20 protein-coding genes are annotated in these 17,292 nt (G+C 62.1%); 11 read left to right on the top strand and 9 right to left on the bottom strand.

Annotated features, from left to right (window positions below; all coding sequences use genetic code 11):
• Positions 1-137 precede the first annotated feature (137 nt).
• On the bottom strand, positions 138-1,157 hold the full coding sequence (moaA, locus tag AArc1_RS09010; protein WP_117364061.1) for a GTP 3',8-cyclase MoaA: 1,020 nt from the start codon (positions 1,155-1,157) through the stop codon (positions 138-140).
• Between the two features lie 262 nt (positions 1,158-1,419).
• Here moaA and AArc1_RS09005 point away from each other — a divergent pair, with 262 nt between their 5' ends.
• Complete coding sequence (locus tag AArc1_RS09005) at positions 1,420-1,632, top strand: hypothetical protein (RefSeq protein WP_117364060.1); 213 nt, start codon at positions 1,420-1,422, stop codon at positions 1,630-1,632.
• 29 nt (positions 1,633-1,661) lie between these two features.
• On the opposite strand, the gene AArc1_RS09000 is transcribed toward AArc1_RS09005, so the two are convergent.
• Complete coding sequence (locus tag AArc1_RS09000) at positions 1,662-3,128, bottom strand: RtcB family protein (RefSeq protein ID WP_117364059.1); 1,467 nt, start codon at positions 3,126-3,128, stop codon at positions 1,662-1,664.
• A 198-nt stretch (positions 3,129-3,326) separates the two neighbouring features.
• Here AArc1_RS09000 and AArc1_RS08995 point away from each other — a divergent pair, with 198 nt between their 5' ends.
• Positions 3,327-3,770 carry a hypothetical protein gene (locus AArc1_RS08995; protein ID WP_117365842.1) on the top strand — a complete coding sequence of 148 codons (444 nt, stop codon included), beginning with the start codon at positions 3,327-3,329 and terminating at the stop codon, positions 3,768-3,770.
• A 22-nt stretch (positions 3,771-3,792) separates the two neighbouring features.
• Here the strand turns inward: AArc1_RS08995 and AArc1_RS08990 are convergent, their stop codons facing one another.
• Positions 3,793-4,239, bottom strand: coding sequence for an archease (locus tag AArc1_RS08990; RefSeq protein WP_117364058.1), 447 nt, complete (start codon positions 4,237-4,239; stop codon positions 3,793-3,795).
• Between the two features lie 204 nt (positions 4,240-4,443).
• Between AArc1_RS08990 and AArc1_RS08985 the strand changes: the two genes are divergently transcribed.
• The 5 genes from AArc1_RS08985 (at position 4,444) to AArc1_RS08965 (ending at position 8,313) form a co-directional block, all read left to right on the top strand.
• Positions 4,444-4,920, top strand: a complete 477-nt coding sequence (locus AArc1_RS08985; RefSeq protein WP_117364057.1) for a GNAT family N-acetyltransferase — start codon at positions 4,444-4,446, stop codon at positions 4,918-4,920.
• Positions 4,921-5,018: 98 nt separating this feature from the next.
• On the top strand, positions 5,019-6,194 hold the full coding sequence (gene priS, locus AArc1_RS08980; RefSeq protein WP_117364056.1) for a DNA primase small subunit PriS: 1,176 nt from the start codon (positions 5,019-5,021) through the stop codon (positions 6,192-6,194).
• Entirely contained in the window at positions 6,191-7,096 is a 906-nt protein-coding gene (locus tag AArc1_RS08975) for a DNA replication complex subunit Gins51 (protein WP_117364055.1), read from the top strand. The genes priS and AArc1_RS08975 overlap by 4 nt, the downstream gene beginning before the upstream one ends.
• A 207-nt stretch (positions 7,097-7,303) precedes the next feature.
• Entirely contained in the window at positions 7,304-7,771 is a 468-nt protein-coding gene (locus AArc1_RS08970) for a peroxiredoxin (RefSeq protein ID WP_117364054.1), read from the top strand.
• 95 nt (positions 7,772-7,866) lie between these two features.
• Entirely contained in the window at positions 7,867-8,313 is a 447-nt protein-coding gene (locus AArc1_RS08965; RefSeq protein ID WP_117364053.1) for a pyridoxamine 5'-phosphate oxidase family protein, read from the top strand.
• A gap of 149 nt (positions 8,314-8,462) precedes the next feature.
• On the opposite strand, the gene AArc1_RS08960 is transcribed toward AArc1_RS08965, so the two are convergent.
• Together AArc1_RS08960 and AArc1_RS08955 are read right to left on the bottom strand one after the other, a co-directional pair.
• Positions 8,463-10,727: a CDC48 family AAA ATPase gene (locus AArc1_RS08960; protein WP_117364052.1), complete on the bottom strand. Its 2,265-nt coding sequence runs from the start codon at positions 10,725-10,727 to the stop codon at positions 8,463-8,465.
• Positions 10,724-10,969: a DUF7127 family protein gene (locus tag AArc1_RS08955; protein WP_117364051.1), complete on the bottom strand. Its 246-nt coding sequence runs from the start codon at positions 10,967-10,969 to the stop codon at positions 10,724-10,726. The genes AArc1_RS08960 and AArc1_RS08955 overlap by 4 nt, the downstream gene beginning before the upstream one ends.
• A gap of 227 nt (positions 10,970-11,196) precedes the next feature.
• Here AArc1_RS08955 and AArc1_RS08950 point away from each other — a divergent pair, with 227 nt between their 5' ends.
• Positions 11,197-11,979 (top strand): alpha/beta fold hydrolase, encoded by a 783-nt coding sequence (locus AArc1_RS08950; protein WP_117364050.1) that lies wholly within the window; start codon positions 11,197-11,199, stop codon positions 11,977-11,979.
• 8 nt (positions 11,980-11,987) lie between these two features.
• Here the strand turns inward: AArc1_RS08950 and AArc1_RS08945 are convergent, their stop codons facing one another.
• Together AArc1_RS08945 and panB are read right to left on the bottom strand one after the other, a co-directional pair.
• Complete coding sequence (locus AArc1_RS08945) at positions 11,988-12,188, bottom strand: DUF7511 domain-containing protein (protein ID WP_117364049.1); 201 nt, start codon at positions 12,186-12,188, stop codon at positions 11,988-11,990.
• Positions 12,189-12,346: 158 nt separating this feature from the next.
• On the bottom strand, positions 12,347-13,159 hold the full coding sequence (gene panB / locus AArc1_RS08940; protein WP_117365841.1) for a 3-methyl-2-oxobutanoate hydroxymethyltransferase: 813 nt from the start codon (positions 13,157-13,159) through the stop codon (positions 12,347-12,349).
• A 115-nt stretch (positions 13,160-13,274) separates the two neighbouring features.
• Here panB and AArc1_RS08935 point away from each other — a divergent pair, with 115 nt between their 5' ends.
• A complete protein-coding gene (locus AArc1_RS08935) occupies positions 13,275-13,514 on the top strand; it encodes a DUF5822 domain-containing protein (protein WP_117364048.1) in 240 nt (79 codons plus the stop codon).
• On the opposite strand, the gene AArc1_RS08930 is transcribed toward AArc1_RS08935, so the two are convergent.
• Complete coding sequence (locus AArc1_RS08930) at positions 13,508-14,065, bottom strand: HAD family hydrolase (RefSeq protein WP_117364047.1); 558 nt, start codon at positions 14,063-14,065, stop codon at positions 13,508-13,510. The two genes, AArc1_RS08935 and AArc1_RS08930, sit on opposite strands and share 7 nt — an antisense overlap.
• Before the next feature lie 118 nt (positions 14,066-14,183).
• The gene (locus AArc1_RS08925) at positions 14,184-15,479 is read right to left on the bottom strand and encodes an HAD family hydrolase (RefSeq protein WP_117364046.1); all 1,296 of its coding nucleotides are present in this window, start codon (positions 15,477-15,479) and stop codon (positions 14,184-14,186) included.
• Between the two features lie 208 nt (positions 15,480-15,687).
• Here AArc1_RS08925 and gfcR point away from each other — a divergent pair, with 208 nt between their 5' ends.
• Together gfcR and AArc1_RS08915 are read left to right on the top strand one after the other, a co-directional pair.
• The gene (gene gfcR, locus AArc1_RS08920; RefSeq protein ID WP_117364045.1) at positions 15,688-16,338 is read left to right on the top strand and encodes a transcriptional regulator GfcR; all 651 of its coding nucleotides are present in this window, start codon (positions 15,688-15,690) and stop codon (positions 16,336-16,338) included.
• A gap of 394 nt (positions 16,339-16,732) precedes the next feature.
• A complete protein-coding gene (locus AArc1_RS08915) occupies positions 16,733-17,092 on the top strand; it encodes a hypothetical protein (protein WP_117364044.1) in 360 nt (119 codons plus the stop codon).
• Positions 17,093-17,292: the final 200 nt, after the last annotated feature.

Raw genomic sequence — 17,292 nt, 5'->3', positions numbered from 1 at the left:
GTAGCGGAGGATGTGTCGTCCTCACGTGACTCCCAGTACAGCCCGGGACCACCTCCTCGGAGAATCCGTCGTGGGCGAACTGCCCGACAGTATCGGCGAACAGCTGGGTGTGAGCGGCGACGTGTGCGGCTTTGGGGTTAGACCTCGGCGTACTCGTCGACGTACTTCTCGTTTAGTTCCCACTCGCCGTCGCCGTTGCGGACCATGTACTCGCCGTAGAAGGGAACTCGATTGGCGACCACGTCGCGAAACGCCTCGCGGATCTCGGGTCTGGTCATCTCGCCCATCGGCTTCAGGTCGTCGTTGCGGTTGAGACAGCCTTTGAGGTAGCCGTCGTGGGTGACACGAACCCGGTGGCAGTTCGCACAGAACGTCGGATTCTCGACGGGATCGACGATCTCTACCATTCCCCTGCTGTCGGGCTCGGACCCGGATTCGTCGCCGTCGGCTGCGTCGCTCCCGCCGACCCAGTATCGCCTGCGGTTGTGCATCTCGCGATGTTCGATCTCGTCGGCTCGTTCAGCCAGCCAGTCGTGAACACGGTCGATGTCGATGTTCCACTCCGGCTTGCCCGTTAGTTCGGGCATGTACTGAATCAACTGGAGTTGCAACCCATCGTTCTCGGCGACGTGGTCGACCATTTCGGGGACGTAGCCGGCCGTGTGCTGGAAGACGACCATGTTGAGTTTGACCGGGTCGAGTCCGGCCGCGAGCGCGGCATCGACGCCCTCGAGCACCTTGTCGTAGGCTCCGCTCTGGGTGACCGCGGCGAACTGCTCGCGGTCGAGGGCGTCCTGAGAGACGTTTACCCGTTCGAGGCCAGCGTCGACGAGGGCTTCGGCCCGTCCGGGAAGGAACGTACCGTTGGTCGTGAGCGAGACTTCCATCGTATCCGGCGTTCGGGCGATGATTTCCTCTAGGTCCTGACGGAGCATCGGTTCGCCGCCGGTGAACTTGACCGCGCGCACGTCGAACTCGGCGGCGACCTCGAGAAACCTGACGACGTCGTCGGTCGACATCTCGTCGTCTTGGGGATCCATCGGCCCGCGGGTGTCGCCCAGTCCTTCGTTGTGGCAGTAGACGCAATCGAAGTTGCACCGATCGGTGAGCGAGACGCGAACCCCCGTAACCTCGCGTCCGAACTCGTCGGTGAGCATACCACACCGTTGCAGGCGGATCCGCTTAAACACGCCGGGTATTTTCGGCCCTTGGTAACCGAATTTGGTTTCTCTCGGTGGCGGGCGAGCATCCGAGGTCGGCGACTCGAGCAATAGTTGGGGAGCTGATACGGGTAGGAACCGTCGGAAACGTTCGCGAGGCGGTCGACTGGCAGCCGGCCTTCGACTGCGATGGTGCGCTTGCCGTGGCGTCGCATCGTCGGCGGAAACAGCTACCAGTGTCAGTCACGAACGACCCAGTATGGACGACGATATGCTCGCGGATCAGCACCGACTCGTCGAACTCGTCGAAGCCGAAGGGTGGGAAGTCACCGACCTCGAGCTTTCGGCGTACGACAGCCCGTGGTCCGACGAGGACGAGCCGGAGGCGACGGTCACGATTACGGCTCGAAAGCCATACGAGTCCGATGACGACGCCGACGAGGACGACGAGAATCCGTTTCGACTGAAGTGAAGCGGGGAAGCCGTTCTCGAGCGAGGCGATTAGCCCTTGATGTTACAGACAGGGAACGTCCGGGCGACCTTGTCGCCGATGCCGAGGTCGTCCGAGACGCTGACGACCTCGTCGACGTCCTTGTAGACGCCGGGGGCCTCCTCGGCGACGGTCGCGCCTGACTGGGCTTTGACGTAGATCTTATCCTGCTCTTCGAGCTGTTGCTGGACGTCGCCGCCCCAAAACTCGTTTTTCGCCTGCGTGCGACTCATCAGGCGTCCCGCGCCGTGGGCCGTCGAGCCAAACGTCCGCTCCATCGAGTGCTCGCCACCTCGAAGGACGTAGTTGCCCGCGCCCATGCTGCCGGGGATGATCACGGGCTGGCCCACGTCGCGGTAGGCCTTCGGGACGTCGGGATGCCCTGCCGGGAAGGCCCGCGTCGCCCCCTTGCGGTGGACGTAGAGGTCGCGCTCTTCGCCGTCGACAATATGCGTCTCTTTTTTCGCGATGTTGTGGGCCACGTCATACAGCAGGTGCATCTCCATCTCCTCCCAGGACCGATCGAACACCCGCTCGAAGACCTTTCGCGTGCGATGCATGATCAGCTGGCGGTTGACCCATGCGAAGTTGATCGCCGCGTTCATCGCCCCGTAGTAGTCTTCCGCGAGTTGCGAGCCCGCGGGCGCGGCCGCGAGTTCTTTATCCGGCAACTGGTTCAACAGCCCCTGATGCTGTTTTTCGATCTTGCGCAGGTAATCGTTGCAGGTCTGGTGGCCCAGTCCACGCGAGCCGCAGTGGATCAGGACGACGATCTGGTCCTCCTCGAGCCCATAGGCCTCGCCCACCTCGTCGTCGAAGACGTCGGTCACGCGCTGGACCTCGAGGAAGTGATTCCCCGACCCGAGTGAACCGATCTGGTTCTTTCCGCGGTCTTTCGCCTTCTGAGTGACCTTCGAGGGGTCTGCCTCCTCGCGCATCCCCTCGTCCTCGCAGTGTAGCAGGTCCTCTTCGACGGCGTGACCGTGCTCGAGCGCCCAGTCAACCCCGCGGGCGAGGATCTCGTCGACGGTGTCGATATCGGCCTCGACGATGCCACCGCCACCCAGTCCCGAGGGAACGTTGGCGAACAGCGAGTCGACGAGTTCCGCTTCGTTCCCCTGGAGCTCGTCGTAGGTCAGGTTCGTTTTCATCATCCTGACACCACAATTGATGTCGTAGCCGACCGCGCCCGGCGAAATGCAGCCGTTTTCGGCGTCGATCGCGCCGACTCCCCCGACCGGGAAGCCATACCCCTGGTGGCCGTCGGGCATACAGATCGCATAGTTCGTGATCCCCGGCAGATGGGTCGTGTTTTTCAGTTGCTCGAGGGTCTTGTCCTCGGAAATCTCCTCGAGCAAGGACTCGCTCGCAAGGACGCGCGCAGGGACGCGCATCTCTCCTTCCTGGGGGATCTCCCAGACGTGTTCACGCACCTGCTCGAGCGTGATGCCGTTTGCCTCGAACGTGAGGTTACTCATACAGGAGTCTCCGACTGCGACGCCCAAAGGTGTTCGTCTCTTCGGTCGTGTGATCAGTCGTTGCCTGCGCTACTTCGTGCTCGTTTTGGAACGGCTATACCGTCGTCCGCCACCCCCACGTGACCCCGCACGGACGTCGGTAACACGCGGTTTTCACCGTTCAGTGGATATTTGACCGTGCTACTCGTTCGCGAACTCGTGCACAGGCGAAAACTGCTTGTGGCGGCTGCCGGGACGGGTACCAGCGCGACAGCCGGCTGTCTCGGACGGTTTCCGGTCGTCGGCTCGAGCGTCAGCACGGCGTTCGAACTCGTCGATCCGACGCTCGACCTGACCGGCGACCCCGAGGTCTCCGTCGAGGACGGCACCGTCACGGCGCGCGGAACGGTCGAGTACGGCTCGAGCGAGTGTGGCACCGTCGACCTGGCTCACGCCGAGTACGAACGGTCCCAGGAGCGACTGGACCTGCTCGTCGTCGCCGCCGACGACGCCGGTGGCGCTGGTGGCTGTTCGGACGACCTCGCCTACGGCGGCTACCGTCTCGAGGCCTCCGTCGAGGGGCTGCTCCGGCGGGTGACAGTAACCGAACACCACGTTTTTGGCGACGCGTACTCGACGACCGTCGACGGCCTCGACGGATAACGTTCGACGATCGTCCGCGCGACTAGACGTCGAAGACGACGTACGCCTCCCAGCCGTCGTCGACGCGCTCGAGGCGCATCTCGGAGTAGGTAACGGCTTTGATCTCGCGGGCGGCGACCTCGGTGAGGGGGACGCCGCGGGCGGTGGCCTCGAGCGACCACGCGGCCGGGTCGTCGTCACTGGCGTTGGGCCGGTCTGCAGGCTCGTCGATCGTCTCGACGCGATGGTCGACGGGGAGTTCCCCACGGACGTCACGCAAGTAGACGAGTTCGTCGAGGTAATCGAACAACAGTGCTTCCCGAGACTCGGCGGTCACCGACACAGAAAACCGTTCGCCCGTCTCGGTCGGCACCGACTCGCACGAGGCGGCCGCAAAGCCGTCGGCTGCCGCCCCGAAGACTGCCTCGAGCGAGTCGCCGCTGGCTGCGACCGCGATGTCGGCGGTGTGCTCGCGAAGTTCGTATTCCATCTGTTCACGGCTTCGACAGCCGGGATCGTATGCCCGTCGGTTCCAACGACGACAGCGATGCGGCGAGTCAAGCCGCCGTCTGCGGTGGGTCGTTTCGGTGCCGACGTCTGGCCGCGCCGACGAGCTGATCTGTCGACCGCGTCAGACGTTCTCGAGCGGTTTCCGCCGGTGGAATTATATTGACGACGATGCTACCGTGTGGTAGTGAGCGTCAACATCGACAGTCGTGTCGTCACCCCGGGGAGTGACGCCTTCGTCGAGGATGCCTGGGAACTCAAAGAGGAGATCAACCGCCGGGAGGACGTGCTTAAACAGCGGTATGACTTCTTCAGCGACGCCTATCGCCGCTCGAAGGTCCACTGTTACCTCCAGGACGGCTCGCTCATCGGGTTCGCAGCGGTCAGACGAGACGGTTACATCCTCTTTCTGGCAGTCGACCCGGAGAATCGGGGTGATGGAATCGGCAAAAAGCTCGTCGCGCGCGTGGCCGACGACCACGAGACGATCACCTGTCACGCCCGCACGACCAACGAGAACGCCCTCCAGTTCTACGAACACCTCGGCTTCGAGATCAAACGTCGCATCGACGACTACTACGAAGACGGCGGCGACGCCTACTATCTGAAACTCGGTGCAGACGTAGGCATCACGGATCGCATCTCGGACCTCGTCCGCCGGTAAGTTCGGCAACCGCATTCGAACGTTCGGACCAGCACATCGTCTCTGTCTTCTCGTTTTCGGCAACGTTATACTCCCCCGATGACGACTACTCGAGGCGCATGGAGGAGCGAACGAGGGCCTATCTTCGGGGGCGATTTCGGGATCACTACCGGCGAACGGAGATCACACCGCCACCTGCGGCCAACGAACGCGAGTGGGGATTTATCCCCTGGACAGACGGCCCCGGGACCACGATGGTTCGCCACCGTTCGCTGCTCGAACTCGGCGACGTCTCGTCGTTTCTCGTCCGCAAGCGACCGCGACACGTCTACTTCTCCGCCGGCCGGTTTCGCGACCCCGGCGCGAAGTCGATGCACGAGAAAGACTGGCAGTCCGCCGACCTCGTTTTCGACTTAGACGCCGACCACCTCCCCTCGGTCACGCTCGGCGACGACTCCTACGCCGAGATGCTCGCAAAGTGTAAAGCCGCCCTCGAGCGCCTACTCGACTTTCTCGAAGACGATTTCGGCTTCGAGGACCTCGAGATCGTCTTCTCCGGTGGCCGTGGCTATCACGTCCACGTTCGCGACGAGAACGTCCGCCATCTCGAACGCGAACACCGCCGCGAAATCGTCGACTACGTTCGCGGAATCGGTCTCGACTTCGAGGAGTTGATCGAGACCGAAACGGTCGCTGGTCTCGGACGCAAAACGCCGACCGAACGCCGTACGCTCCGGATCGATGGGGGCTGGGGAAAACGTACCCACGAACACTTCATGACGTTCATCGACGAGCTGCTCGCGATGGACGACGCAGATGCCCTCGAACGGTTACAGGAGTTCGACGGGATCGGCGAGGGGAAGGCGACGGCGACGCTAAACGCTGCCCGGAACAACCATGACGGGCTCGAGGCGGGCAACGTGACGGTTCACACGGCGGTCGCTCAGCTCGCCGAACGCTTCGCGAGCGAGACCGTCGAACGGGACAACGCGCCGATCGACGAGCCGGTGACGACGGATACGAACCGGCTTATTCGACTCCCGGGAAGTCTCCACGGCGGTAGCGGCCTCGAGACGGTCCGGCTCGAGCGCGACGAACTCGACGACTTCGACCCGCTCGTCGACGCCGTTCCCGAGACGTTCGTCGGCCAAGAGATCGCCGTCGACGTCACGGACGGTGGGACGGTCGAGCTGGGAGGAGATAGGTTTACAGTCTCTGAGGGAGACCAGTCACTACCCGAATACGTCGCCGTATTCTTGATGGCACGAGGTCGGGCTGAAAAGGAGAAAGAATGAATCTAGACGAGTTGCGCTCGGTCCAGAGCACGGAGCGAACGAAGGATAGCCTCCAGAACCTTCGCCCGTCGTTCTACCAGGAGGTCGGCGAGTACATCGTCGACCTGGAGGCCGAGCGCGACCGACTCGCAGCGCAGGTCGACGACCCGTTCTCCTCGCCGGAGGTCGGTCGGCTCACCGACGAGATCGAGACGGCCAAAGACGTCGTCGAGGCCATCTACGAGCGCCGGATGGGAAAACTCGTCAAGCAGGCCAGTCTCGCCGCCGCCGGGATGCACGCAGACGACGAGGGTCTGACGGCCGAAGAACAGGACCTCTTTTCCGACCTCGTCGACCGGATCGGGTCGAACAAGTCCCGCGTCCTGGACGTCCTCGAGGGCAATGCCTCCGAGCCGGTCTCGCAAAACGCCGGCGCTGAGTCAACCGATGACGCTGCCGATCCCGAGGTCGGCACCGAAACGTCGTCGATCCCTCCCGAACCCGACTCCAGTGACGAGCCACCCGTCCCGCCGGAAGTCCCTCCGAGTGCGGACGACTCGAGCGGACTTTCTCCTGTCGATGCGATGGGCGGTGGCCCACCGCTCGAGGATAACCACGGTGACGAGCAGCCACAGACGCCGGACGATCCCGCCTCGGGAGACCGAACCGAAACCGGTAGCGGACCAGCCGGGAAGCCGTCTCCCGAACACGGCGAGCCTGAGAACGGCCAGTCAGCCGACGACTCTACCGGCATTCCCGGTACGGACGTCGATCGAGCGACAGTTCGGATCACGCAGGATCTGGGCTCGATTCTCGGTGTCGACGCCCGCGAGTACGTCCTCGAGACCGACGACATCGTAACGTTGCCGGAAGAAAACGCCGCACCGCTGATCGAACGAGAAGCGGCCGAACGACTCGAGTAACTGCCTGTCCTCATCGCACGAACCGGGCTCCCGGCCGTCGACTTGTCGTTCTTTCTTCGCGGTGGTTCTAGCGGGTTCGACCACCGTGTCACCCAACCATCGTTCACTAACTCTGGCTGATCTGCTGCCGATCTGATCGGAACGGAACCCGATCAATAACAAAAGTAAAACCACAACGCATACAATGTGTCTCGCGAACACGGGTGTATGCTCCAGGTAGGCGAGGATGCACCAGAATTCGAACTGCCCAATCAGCACGGCGACCCCGTCCGGCGCTCTGACTTCGACGGCCGGCTCGTCGTCTACTTCTACCCCCGCGCAAACACGGACGGCTGTACGACCGAGGCTAACGAGTTCAACGAGGAACTTTCGACGTTCGCTGCACAGGACGTCGACGTCGTCGGCATCAGCGACGATCCCGTCGAGGACCTCGCCGAGTTCGCTGCCGATCTCGACCTCGAGTTCGACTTGCTGTCGGACGAGCTCGGCGAGGTCGCTACGCTGTATGAGTCCTACGGGGAAAAGCAGCTGTTCGGCAACACGTTCGACGGCGTCTTCCGGAACACCTACGTCGTCGGCCCGGACGGTCGCATCGAGGCGGTCTACGAAAACGTCTCGCCCGACGGTCACGCTGGCGCTGTGCTGGACGACCTCACTGAATTTGTCGCACCCTGACCGTCGCGTACGTGGATGATATTCTGACCGCCCGTTCTCCGTGTCCTGTCCTCACTGAAGGGTTGTTATTTTTGTTTCCCCGGTGTCGTTCTCTCATGGACACTGTCGAATACACGTACACGACGGGTGTTTCCGAGAACGAACTCGAGGAACTGCTGGTGGAACAGGGGCACGGGACGCTCGCGCTGGCGGACGGGAGCGATGCGTACGCGATACCGTTGAACTACCACTACGACGGCTCACGGTTCGTTATTCGAATGAGTGACGAGCCGGAGAGTGCGAAAATCGAATACGCCGAAACGACCGAAACCGCGACGTTCGTCGTCTACGAGTTCGACGAGGAGACGATGTCCTCCTGGAGCGTCGTGATTCGGGGACGGATCGATCGGCTTCCCCAGGATGAACAGGACGAGTACACGGACACGCGGCTCAACGAACTGTTCCCACCGTTCAGACTCTTCGATGAGGATGTTTCCGACGTCGAGATGGTACTGTACGAACTCGAGCCGATCGAAATCACGGGGCGACGGACGATCGAATGAGACGGCGGGAAGTCCATCGATTTCGGTGTCGCACCGATCGCTCCGCGATTGTCCGATAAATCGTTACAAGGGCCCGTCCAAACGGCTCCCCTCCGAGCCAACGGACACGACCGAAGCTCGGATCGGGAACGAATACCGAGAGGCGGACGTTACTGGAACGTCCGGCCCAGCTGGTCCTGTTCCTGTGCGGGTTCGGCCCGCTGGAACTGCTCTTCGATCTCTTCGTATCGCTCGCGCGTCTCGGTCGTCACGCTCGGGTTGACCTCCTCGAGTGCGTGTTCGAAGTGGTCCTTGCTGATGCGGACGTTCTCGATGGTGTCTCCCATCTCTTCGGGGTCGACCGAGGTGATGAACTCACGGCTGGCCTGCATCGACGCCTCGCGACAGACGGCCTCGATGTCGGCACCGACGTAGCCCTCGGTCTCGGCGGCGAGCCACTCGAGGTCGATAGCGTCCGCAAGCGGCTTGTTCCGGGTGTGCACCTCGAAGATCTTCTTGCGGCCTCCCTCGTCAGGCACGGGGACGTGGACGTGCCGGTCGAGGCGTCCGGGTCGGAGCAGCGCCGAGTCGATCAGGTCGGGCCGGTTGGTCGTCGCGATAACGACGACATCCTCGAGTTCCTCGAGGCCGTCGAGTTCGGTCAACAGTTGGGAGACGACGCGCTCGCCCACGCCGGAGTCGGTCTGCCCGCGGCCGCGTTCGCCGGCGATCGAATCGATCTCATCGAAGAAGATCACGGTCGGGGCGTTCGACCGCGCCTTCTCGAAGATCTCTCGGACGCCTTTCTCGGACTCGCCGACGTACTTGTTCAGTAGCTCGGGGCCCTTGATCGAGATGAAGTTCGACTGGGCCTCGTTGGCCACCGCCTTGGCGAGCAATGTCTTGCCAGTCCCCGGCGGACCGTACATGAGGACGCCCTTTGCGGCCTCCATGTCCATTGTCTCGAACACCTCGGGATAGTCGAGTGGCCACTGGATGGTCTCGCGCAGGCGCTCTTTGGTGTCCGCCAGGCCGCCGACGTCGTTCCAGGTGACGTCAGGGACCTCGACGAACACCTCACGCATCGCCGAGGGCTGGATCCCCTTGAGTGCCTCTTTGAAGTCACTCTCGGTCACCTGTAGCGACTCGAGGACGTCGGCGTCGATCTCGTCCGACTCGAGGTCGAGTTCGGGGCGGATACGACGCAGGGCGTTCATCGCCGACTCGCGGGCCAGACTTTCGAGGTCGGCACCGACGAAACCGTGGGTGTTCTCGGCGTAGCGTTCGAGATCGATCGACTCGGTGAGAGGCATCCCGCGGGTGTGGACCTGCAGGATCTCGCGGCGACCGTCCTTGTCGGGGACGCCGATCTCGATTTCGCGGTCGAAGCGGCCGCCACGGCGCAGTGCGGGGTCGATGTCGTCGACGCGGTTGGTCGCGGCGATGACGGTGACACGGCCGCGTTCCTCGAGACCGTCCATCAGCGAGAGCAACTGGGCGACGACGCGTCGTTCGACGTCGCCGCCGGCTTCCTCGCGTTTGGCCGCGATCGAGTCGAGTTCGTCGATGAAGATGATCGCGGGCGCGTTCTCTTCGGCCTCCTCGAATACCTCACGGAGCTGCTCTTCGGACTCGCCGTAGTACTTCGACATGATCTCTGGACCAGAGATCGTCTCGAAGTGGGCGTCGATCTCGTTGGCGACGGCTTTCGCCATCAGCGTCTTGCCGGTGCCCGGCGGGCCGTGGAGCAGGACGCCCTTCGGCGGCTCGATCCCGAGTTGCTGGAAGAGTTCGGGATGACGCATCGGCAGTTCGATCATCTCACGGACCTGATCGAGTTCGTCGTCTAGGCCGCCGATGTCCTCGTAGGTGATGTTCGGGACGCCGTCGGCCGATGGAGCGCCGCCAGCGCTGATCTGTTCGGCCGGCGTCTCGGAGATTTCGATGTTCGTCGAGTCCGTGATGACGACGGTTCCGCTCGGGGCAGTGCTCGCGATCTTCAACGGCACCGACTGGCCGGAGCTTGCCATCGGACCGAACGAGAGCGAGAACGGCACCGTCTGTCCCTCGGTGACGGCCTGTCCGGAGAGTTTGTCGCGGACGAGCGGGCCGATGTCGCCACGAATCCGAAGGTTCTGGGGGAGCGCAACGGTGACTGATTTTGCTGGCTTGACGTCGGCTGGCTCGACGGTAACGCGGTCGTCGATGCCGACGTTGGCCTCTTGACGCAGTCGTCCGTCGATCCGGACGATTCCGCGGCCTTCGTCCTCGGGATAGCCGGGCCAGACGCGAGCGACGGCCCGCCCGTCACCCTTGCCATCGATGACGATGTAGTCCCCGTTCTCGAGGTCGAGTTCACGCATCGAGACGCGGTCAATCGCGGCCAGCCCGCGGCCTGCGTCTTTCTGTTTGAGGGGTTTGACGGTGAGTTTCATACGGAATCCTCCACCTCGATAGTGAGGACGCCGTTTTTCATAAACGTGTGCGCATCGTCCGCCCCATCTGGGAGGTCGATGTCGTACTGTTCGCCATCGACGACGACGATGACGGTGCCGTCGACGACGTCGACCGAGGCCGCTGCCGTCGGACCGAAGTCGACTGCTAGCACCGACTCGTCGGCGTACCGATACCGACGGGCTACCGTACCCTCGTCGTGAATGAATTGGTCGAGAGTCATGATGTAACTAACCCCAAGTAAGCGGTGCTAATATAAATAACTATCGGCGGATAACACGCATACAGCGTCGGGGTGGTGGTAAAACCCGTTGTTCGCAGTTCACACTGCATCTCTCCTCACGATCTACGCTGGTTCGTTCAGTACGACCCTTACTGGCACCCCCTCGTACCGACCACCTCGACGCGATAGTTCGAGTCTTTATCAGGGCTCCCATCGTTGACCCGGCTATGACGACGATCTCACACCACGGCCGCCGAACGGCCTACGACGTCGCCGATCACGGGGGGACTGGTCCACCGATCTGCTTCGTACACGGGAGCGGCGGTTCGAGGGACGTCTGGCGCGCTCAGCGTCGACTCGCCGACCAGTATCCGGTCGTAACGCTCGATCTTAGCGGCCACGGAGAATCAGCCGACGTCGACGCGCGAGCTGGCTATCCGACGCTCTCGGCGTACGCAGACGACGTTCTCGCCGTCACGGACGCGACCGACGCTCGAGTCCTCGTCGGAAACTCACTCGGCGGCGCTGTCGTCATGCACGCGCTATTAGAACGCGAGGTGGACGTCGACGCTGCCGTCTTGACGGGAACGGGTGCGCGCCTCGGTGTCCTGGATGACCTCCTCGAGTGGCTGGAGAACGATTTCGAGCGGGCCGTCGAGTTCCTCCACGAACCTGGTCGACTCTTCTACGACCCCACTCCAGCGCTCCGGACGCACTCGATGGACGCGATGTACGACTGCGGCCGCGCCGTTACACACCGTGATTTCCTGACGTGCCATCGGTTCGACGTCAGAGACAAGATTTCGACTATCGACGTCCCCGTACTTGCGCTGTGCGGCGAGCAGGATCAGCTGACGCCGCCACAGTTTCACGAGTTTCTCGCAGACGAGATCGAGGCCGCAACGCTCACACCAATCGACGACGCAGCACACCTCGCGATGCTCGAGCAACCGGCGGCGTTCAACGACGCCGTCACCGACTTTCTCGACGATATCCTCGAGACCGACTAAGCAGAACGCTATCGAGACTCCTCGAGCGAGACGAACGAGTCTGGACCAGCCGTGAGCCAGTGTGTTGCAGCGTCTACGTCGGACGGCTCCTGTGGAAACATCGTACAGACGATGACGTCATCCCGTTCGACGGTGACGTGCTGTAGACCGGAGTGGTCGGTGTCTGGCTGGGTCGCTGCTGTCTGGCGATCGGTCGATGACTCGGACATTGGTATCGAACTCTCTGCGTTAGTTCATTCTCATACGTCAGTGCGTATAAACACTTCCTACAAACACACAAAATACTTTAGTGTGTATATGTGTCAAACATACTGTGGCGGCCGGAGTCAGTCAGGGAGGTGGACGACGGAACGGCTTCAGTACAACTTCAGTACAGCTTCTCGAGATCGTCCTGTTCGTGGCTGTGTTCTTCGGCGGGGAAGGTGCCGGTTTCGACAGCGGTGACGTACTCGCTCACGGCAGTTTCGATCTCCGAGCGGACGTCGCCGAACTGTTTCGAGAACGACGGCGACCAGTCGCTTAGGCCGATCACATCGTCGACGACCAGCACCTGCCCGTCGCAGTCGGGGCCGGCTCCGATGCCGATCGTCGGCGTCTCGAGCGCCTCGGTCACCTCGGCTGCGAGGTTCGATGGGACGTGTTCCAGGACGAGTGAGAACGCTCCCGCCTCTTCGTGGGCGACGGCGAGTTCGAGTATTCGTTCGGCCGCGTCCTGGTCGGTCCCCTGGCGGGGATAGCCACCGTACTGGTTGACGTGCTGTGGCGTCAACCCGAGGTGGGACATCACGGGAATGCCGAGCTGGACCAGTCGCTCCGTGAGGTCGACTGTATGGGGGCCACACTCGAGTTTGACGGCTTCGGCACCGGCGTCTTTGATCAACCGCCCGGCGTTTTCGATGCTCGACGGTTGGTCGACGCCAAACGAGAGAAACGGCATGTCTGCGACGACCAGCGCCTCGTCCGTCGCCCGCGAGACAGCACCGACGTGTCGAGCCATGTCGTCGACGGTAACTGGAAGGGTGGTCTCGTAGCCGAGGCTCGTGTTTCCGACGCTGTCCCCGACGAGGATGACGTCAACGTCGGCCTCGTCGACGAGCGAAGCCGTGGGAGCATCGTAGGCCGTCAACATCGTGATCGGTTCCTCCCCCGCTTTGGCCTGCAGATCCCGGACCGTAGACATACGGGCCCGTTCGCCCCCCGACATTAAACCTCACCCGGTCTCGTCTCGGCCCGCTCGTGTGCGGTCGAACCAGTAACCCGCGAGGCTTATTAGGACCGCCTCTCGAATTCCACTCGTGCCAGAGCCCGTCGAAACGACCGCTCCCGACGGCGTTGATTACGGTTGGGTGATGCAGACGACGTTCGTCGTGACGATCCTGGTCGGCGCACCGCTGGTCGCGTTGCTCTCGGCGAACGCCGATCTCCCGACCTGGGGCGCCCGCGCCGAGTTCGCGATCCGCGTGGGAGCCCCCGTCTGGTTGCTCACGTCGCTCGTCGTCTTCGCGTACGCAAAACGCAAGCGAGACGATCAGTGACCTGACGGACCGTCTCCGACGTACTCGAAGGCCGTCCCTGCCCGCTGTGCCGTCAGTTCGTCCCGCCTCGAATCGCCCACGAACAGCGACGCCGCGGGTGCGGCCTCGAGCTGGCCCAGCGTCTCGAGTAGGGGCTCCGGAGCCGGCTTTTGCGTCGCCACGGTGTCCCGTCCGACGACCGCATCGACCGCGTCCGCGAGGTCGTGCGTCTCGAGTGCCAGCCGGCAGGCCGCCTCGCAGTTGAGCGAACAGACACCGACCGGGACCGATCGGTCGTGGACCTCGTCCGCAAGCGCCAGTCGTGGTGACGAGCGGGCTCCCTCGCGTTCGTAGGCAGCGATCGTCGACTCGACTTCTGAACGAAGTCCGTTACCGGCCGCCTCCTCGAGCAGGTCCCACAGGCGTGTACTCGGTAGTTCGACGCCCGCCGACTCGTATACCTCGATAGCGGCCGTCGTGACGACATTCCAGTCCACGTCGAGTTCGACGAGCGTTCCATCGAGATCGTAGACGACGGCCTCGTATCGGTCCCGCTTTCCGTACGCTGACATGTGTTTGCGTACGACTAGGCCACGGATAGCGACTTCGGTCCCGGAAGTCAGCCGCTGGCGCGACATCGGCATCATCGACCTACCGTGTGCGCCACCGACTCCGTCGGAAAGCCGTCGATCACTCGAGCCGTGCGAGGCGGTTGAGGGCGTAAATCGTCCGCAGTACGTCGACGCTCTTGCCGCGGTCGAAGACCAGTTCGTCGGTCTCGAGAACGTGCTCTAAGGTGTCGCGCGAGGCGTGTTCCGGCGCTGCAGCGATGCCGGTGTCGTTTTCGTCTACCCACTCCATCACGCGCAGGTCGCTCTTCGAATCGCCCATCACGAGCGCGAACGGATCGGCGACGTCGAGAACGGTAAGCGCACGTTCGACGCCAACGACCTTGTTCAACTCGAGGCTGCCGATCTCGGCTGCATCGGCTTCGTAGTAGGCGACGTCGATCCGCTCGAGGACGTTCACGAGGTCTTCGGGTATCGTCGGCGAATCGAGTTCGGGATACGCGCCTTCTCCCTCGAGGACGGCCCTGATCTCCGGGTCCTGGTCGGCGTAGAACGCGCGGGTCCAGTCTCTGATCGGTTGGCCAGCGATTCTCTGGTCGCCGTTATCGCCCACCGCATGGTCTGTCTCGTTCTCGTCTTCAACCACGGCGACGCCGATGGCATCCGCGAGCAGGTCGATCAGGTAGACCAGGGCCTCGTCGATGATTTCACGGGCGTTCGAGGACCCCGTCTCGTAGTTCGGTTTCATCGTGACGTTGAACTCGTTGCCCTGCAGGTGACAGCCACGGCGGAGGCGCTCGGGCGCTTCGGGAAGAATTCGTGAACGGACGTCGTCGAAGACGTCCCTGATTTCGGCGTCTAGGTCCTCGTAGAGTAGTTGTTTGGTTTCCGCGCCGTGGCCCGGCGTAAACACGCCCGTTCCAGCCTCGTAGACGATCGAGAGATCACCAGAGTGGACGATCTCGCTGCCCAACCCCTGTATCGCGAAGCCCTTGACGTTCTCTAACGTCTGGCCCGTACAGATCACGATCGGGACGCCGGCTTCGTAAAACTCCGTCAGCATGTGCAGCGTCTCCCGTGGAATTTCGTTGTCCGTGCCACCCGCAGATCGAAGCGTCTCATCGACGTCGAGAACGAGGACGTTCACCGCCCGGTCGTACTTGGCCTCGAGATCGAGAGCCGTAAACGCCTGATCGCGCGTCGCCCGCGCGGCCAGTTCCGCGAACGTTTCCCCGGCAGCGAACGAGGATCGAATCTCGTCTTTGCGCGCCTCGAGTTCTTCGGTCGCGTCCTGCCAGTGCTCGAGGGCGACCCGGGAATCGACCGGCGGAAAGACGTCGACGAACTCTTGGAACTCCTGTAGCGTCTTCGTATCGTGCTCGTCGTAAAGTCGGTAGACGAGATCGTAGCGCTCCATGTCACTTACAGGCAGTGGCAAGCGGATAACCGTTTTCGGTCCTGCCCGATTCATACGGCGATCGACACTGTTTTCAATATTTACTCGGCTGAGAAAGAACTTTTACCACGGCGTTCGATCGAAGTTGTATGTACCCGAGCAATTGCAGGCACACGCTACTCGGAAACGACGACACGTCTATAAAAGCCGCGACCAAAGCCGAGTTCATATGAAAAACGTGGACGACCTCATCGAGAGCGCGGCCGAGCTCGCAGCACGGGGGCTCTCGAAGGGTGAGATCGCCGACGAACTGAACGTCTCGAGAGAGACCGCGAGCTGGCTGGTCGAGCGAAGCGGGACGACGCCGGAGCCCCAGGATCGACCGGCCGAACCCACAGTCCCAGCCGGCAGCCCACAAGACATTCACGTCGACTGGTCAGCCATCGGCAGAGACAGTAAACGCATGCGCTACATCGCGGCGGCAATGGGCGACCTTCTCGCGAAACACGGTGAAGACGTCGACCTCACCGTCGGTATCGAGAAAGCCGGTGGTCCGGTGGCGACTCTCGTTGCGCGAGAACTCGAGACGGACTTGGCGACCTACACGCCCGCGAAACACCAGTGGGAAGAAGGTGACATCGAAGACCTCGGTGGCACGTTCAGTCGGAACTTCGCGGGCATCCGCGACCGAGAGTGTTACATCGTAGACGATACGATCACGAGCGGCACGACGATGCGCGAGACGATCGAGGCTATTCGGGCCGACGGTGGCGAACCACTGGCATGTGTCGTCCTCGCGGACAAACAGGGCGTCGAGGAACTCGAGGGTGTTCCCGTCTACTCCCTGCTCCAGGTGATCAGCGTCGGAAAAGGCGATTAATGATTTGACGACTGATTGTCGCGTATAACTGGATATCACGGCGACCGTGAACTCTCTCGTGGGCATGGACACACTATCGCATAGTCAGTGGCCCGTCCGTCTGGATCAATGAAACTGAACCTCGGTGTGGTCTAGAGCTTCTCAAAGCCGGTCGTCACCGGTGGTATTTCACGAACACGCTCGAGTAAATCATTCTTTCTTGACGATGGCTTAGATCGAAGCTGCCTTCGTATTTGGCTTGTTCGTGTCTGATTTACAATACGCATTTGTTGTCTCTAGCGTCTGGGGCTCATCCCGTGAAGTTATCGACTGAAAATAAGCCGCGCTTGTCGTCCCGTTGCTGGTAATAAGTCACGCATTCTCTTTGGTATCGGCGTGTCGCTTCCGTACGCCGATGGACGACCAAATATCACGCCGACGGATGATCGCACTGAGTGGCGTAGTTGGTGCTGCTGCGCTCGCCGGTTGTGCCGACGAACCTGAAGAAGAAGACCCCGAAGAGGAGGATCCAGTAGACGACGAAGACGACGAGATGGACGACGACCCGATGGATGACGATGAAGATGACGAGATGGATGACGACCCGATGGATGACGATGAAGATGACGAGATGGACGACGACGAAGACGATGACCCGATGGATGATGAAGAAGACGACGAGATGGACGACGACGAAGACGACGATCCGATGGATGACGACGAAGACGATGAGGAAGACGACGAGATGGACGACGACGAGGACGACGAGGAGTAACTCGCCACCTCGTGAAGCGATCGCGGATTACCGTTTGCCCTGAGGCCAGATCGGCCGGCCCAGCTAGAGCTGCTTTTATCAACTCGGTCTCGAGTAGAGCACTCGCTTCAGCCAGTGTCTCGACTGATCAGCGTCGCCGACGCCTTGGTCTGAAACAGAGTCATCCCTCTCCCCCACGGAGTTAATTCACGGGCACCGCA

It is taken from the genome of Natrarchaeobaculum sulfurireducens (genome assembly GCF_003430825.1).
Classification (GTDB): Archaea; Halobacteriota; Halobacteria; order Halobacteriales; family Natrialbaceae; genus Natrarchaeobaculum; species Natrarchaeobaculum sulfurireducens.
The sequence above is the reverse complement of the archived record's forward strand: the minus strand, read 5'-3'. Positions and strand labels throughout refer to the sequence as shown.

Excerpts from the sequence above, each read along its gene's own strand:
- moaA (WP_117364061.1), bottom strand. The coding sequence starts at position 1,157 with ATGCTCACCGACGAGTTCGGACGCGAGGTTACGGGGGTTCGCGTCTCG.
- AArc1_RS09005 (WP_117364060.1), top strand. The coding sequence starts at position 1,420 with ATGGACGACGATATGCTCGCGGATCAGCACCGACTCGTCGAACTCGTC.
- AArc1_RS09000 (WP_117364059.1), bottom strand. The coding sequence starts at position 3,128 with ATGAGTAACCTCACGTTCGAGGCAAACGGCATCACGCTCGAGCAGGTG.
- AArc1_RS08990 (WP_117364058.1), bottom strand. The coding sequence starts at position 4,239 with ATGGAATACGAACTTCGCGAGCACACCGCCGACATCGCGGTCGCAGCC.
- priS (WP_117364056.1), top strand. The coding sequence starts at position 5,019 with ATGGAGGAGCGAACGAGGGCCTATCTTCGGGGGCGATTTCGGGATCAC.
- AArc1_RS08975 (WP_117364055.1), top strand. The coding sequence starts at position 6,191 with ATGAATCTAGACGAGTTGCGCTCGGTCCAGAGCACGGAGCGAACGAAG.
- AArc1_RS08970 (WP_117364054.1), top strand. The coding sequence starts at position 7,304 with ATGCTCCAGGTAGGCGAGGATGCACCAGAATTCGAACTGCCCAATCAG.
- AArc1_RS08965 (WP_117364053.1), top strand. The coding sequence starts at position 7,867 with ATGGACACTGTCGAATACACGTACACGACGGGTGTTTCCGAGAACGAA.
- AArc1_RS08960 (WP_117364052.1), bottom strand. The coding sequence starts at position 10,727 with ATGAAACTCACCGTCAAACCCCTCAAACAGAAAGACGCAGGCCGCGGG.
- AArc1_RS08955 (WP_117364051.1), bottom strand. The coding sequence starts at position 10,969 with ATGACTCTCGACCAATTCATTCACGACGAGGGTACGGTAGCCCGTCGG.
- AArc1_RS08950 (WP_117364050.1), top strand. The coding sequence starts at position 11,197 with ATGACGACGATCTCACACCACGGCCGCCGAACGGCCTACGACGTCGCC.
- AArc1_RS08945 (WP_117364049.1), bottom strand. The coding sequence starts at position 12,188 with ATGTCCGAGTCATCGACCGATCGCCAGACAGCAGCGACCCAGCCAGAC.
- panB (WP_117365841.1), bottom strand. The coding sequence starts at position 13,159 with ATGTCTACGGTCCGGGATCTGCAGGCCAAAGCGGGGGAGGAACCGATC.
- AArc1_RS08930 (WP_117364047.1), bottom strand. The coding sequence starts at position 14,065 with ATGTCAGCGTACGGAAAGCGGGACCGATACGAGGCCGTCGTCTACGAT.
- AArc1_RS08925 (WP_117364046.1), bottom strand. The coding sequence starts at position 15,479 with ATGGAGCGCTACGATCTCGTCTACCGACTTTACGACGAGCACGATACG.
- gfcR (WP_117364045.1), top strand. The coding sequence starts at position 15,688 with ATGAAAAACGTGGACGACCTCATCGAGAGCGCGGCCGAGCTCGCAGCA.
- AArc1_RS08915 (WP_117364044.1), top strand. The coding sequence starts at position 16,733 with ATGGACGACCAAATATCACGCCGACGGATGATCGCACTGAGTGGCGTA.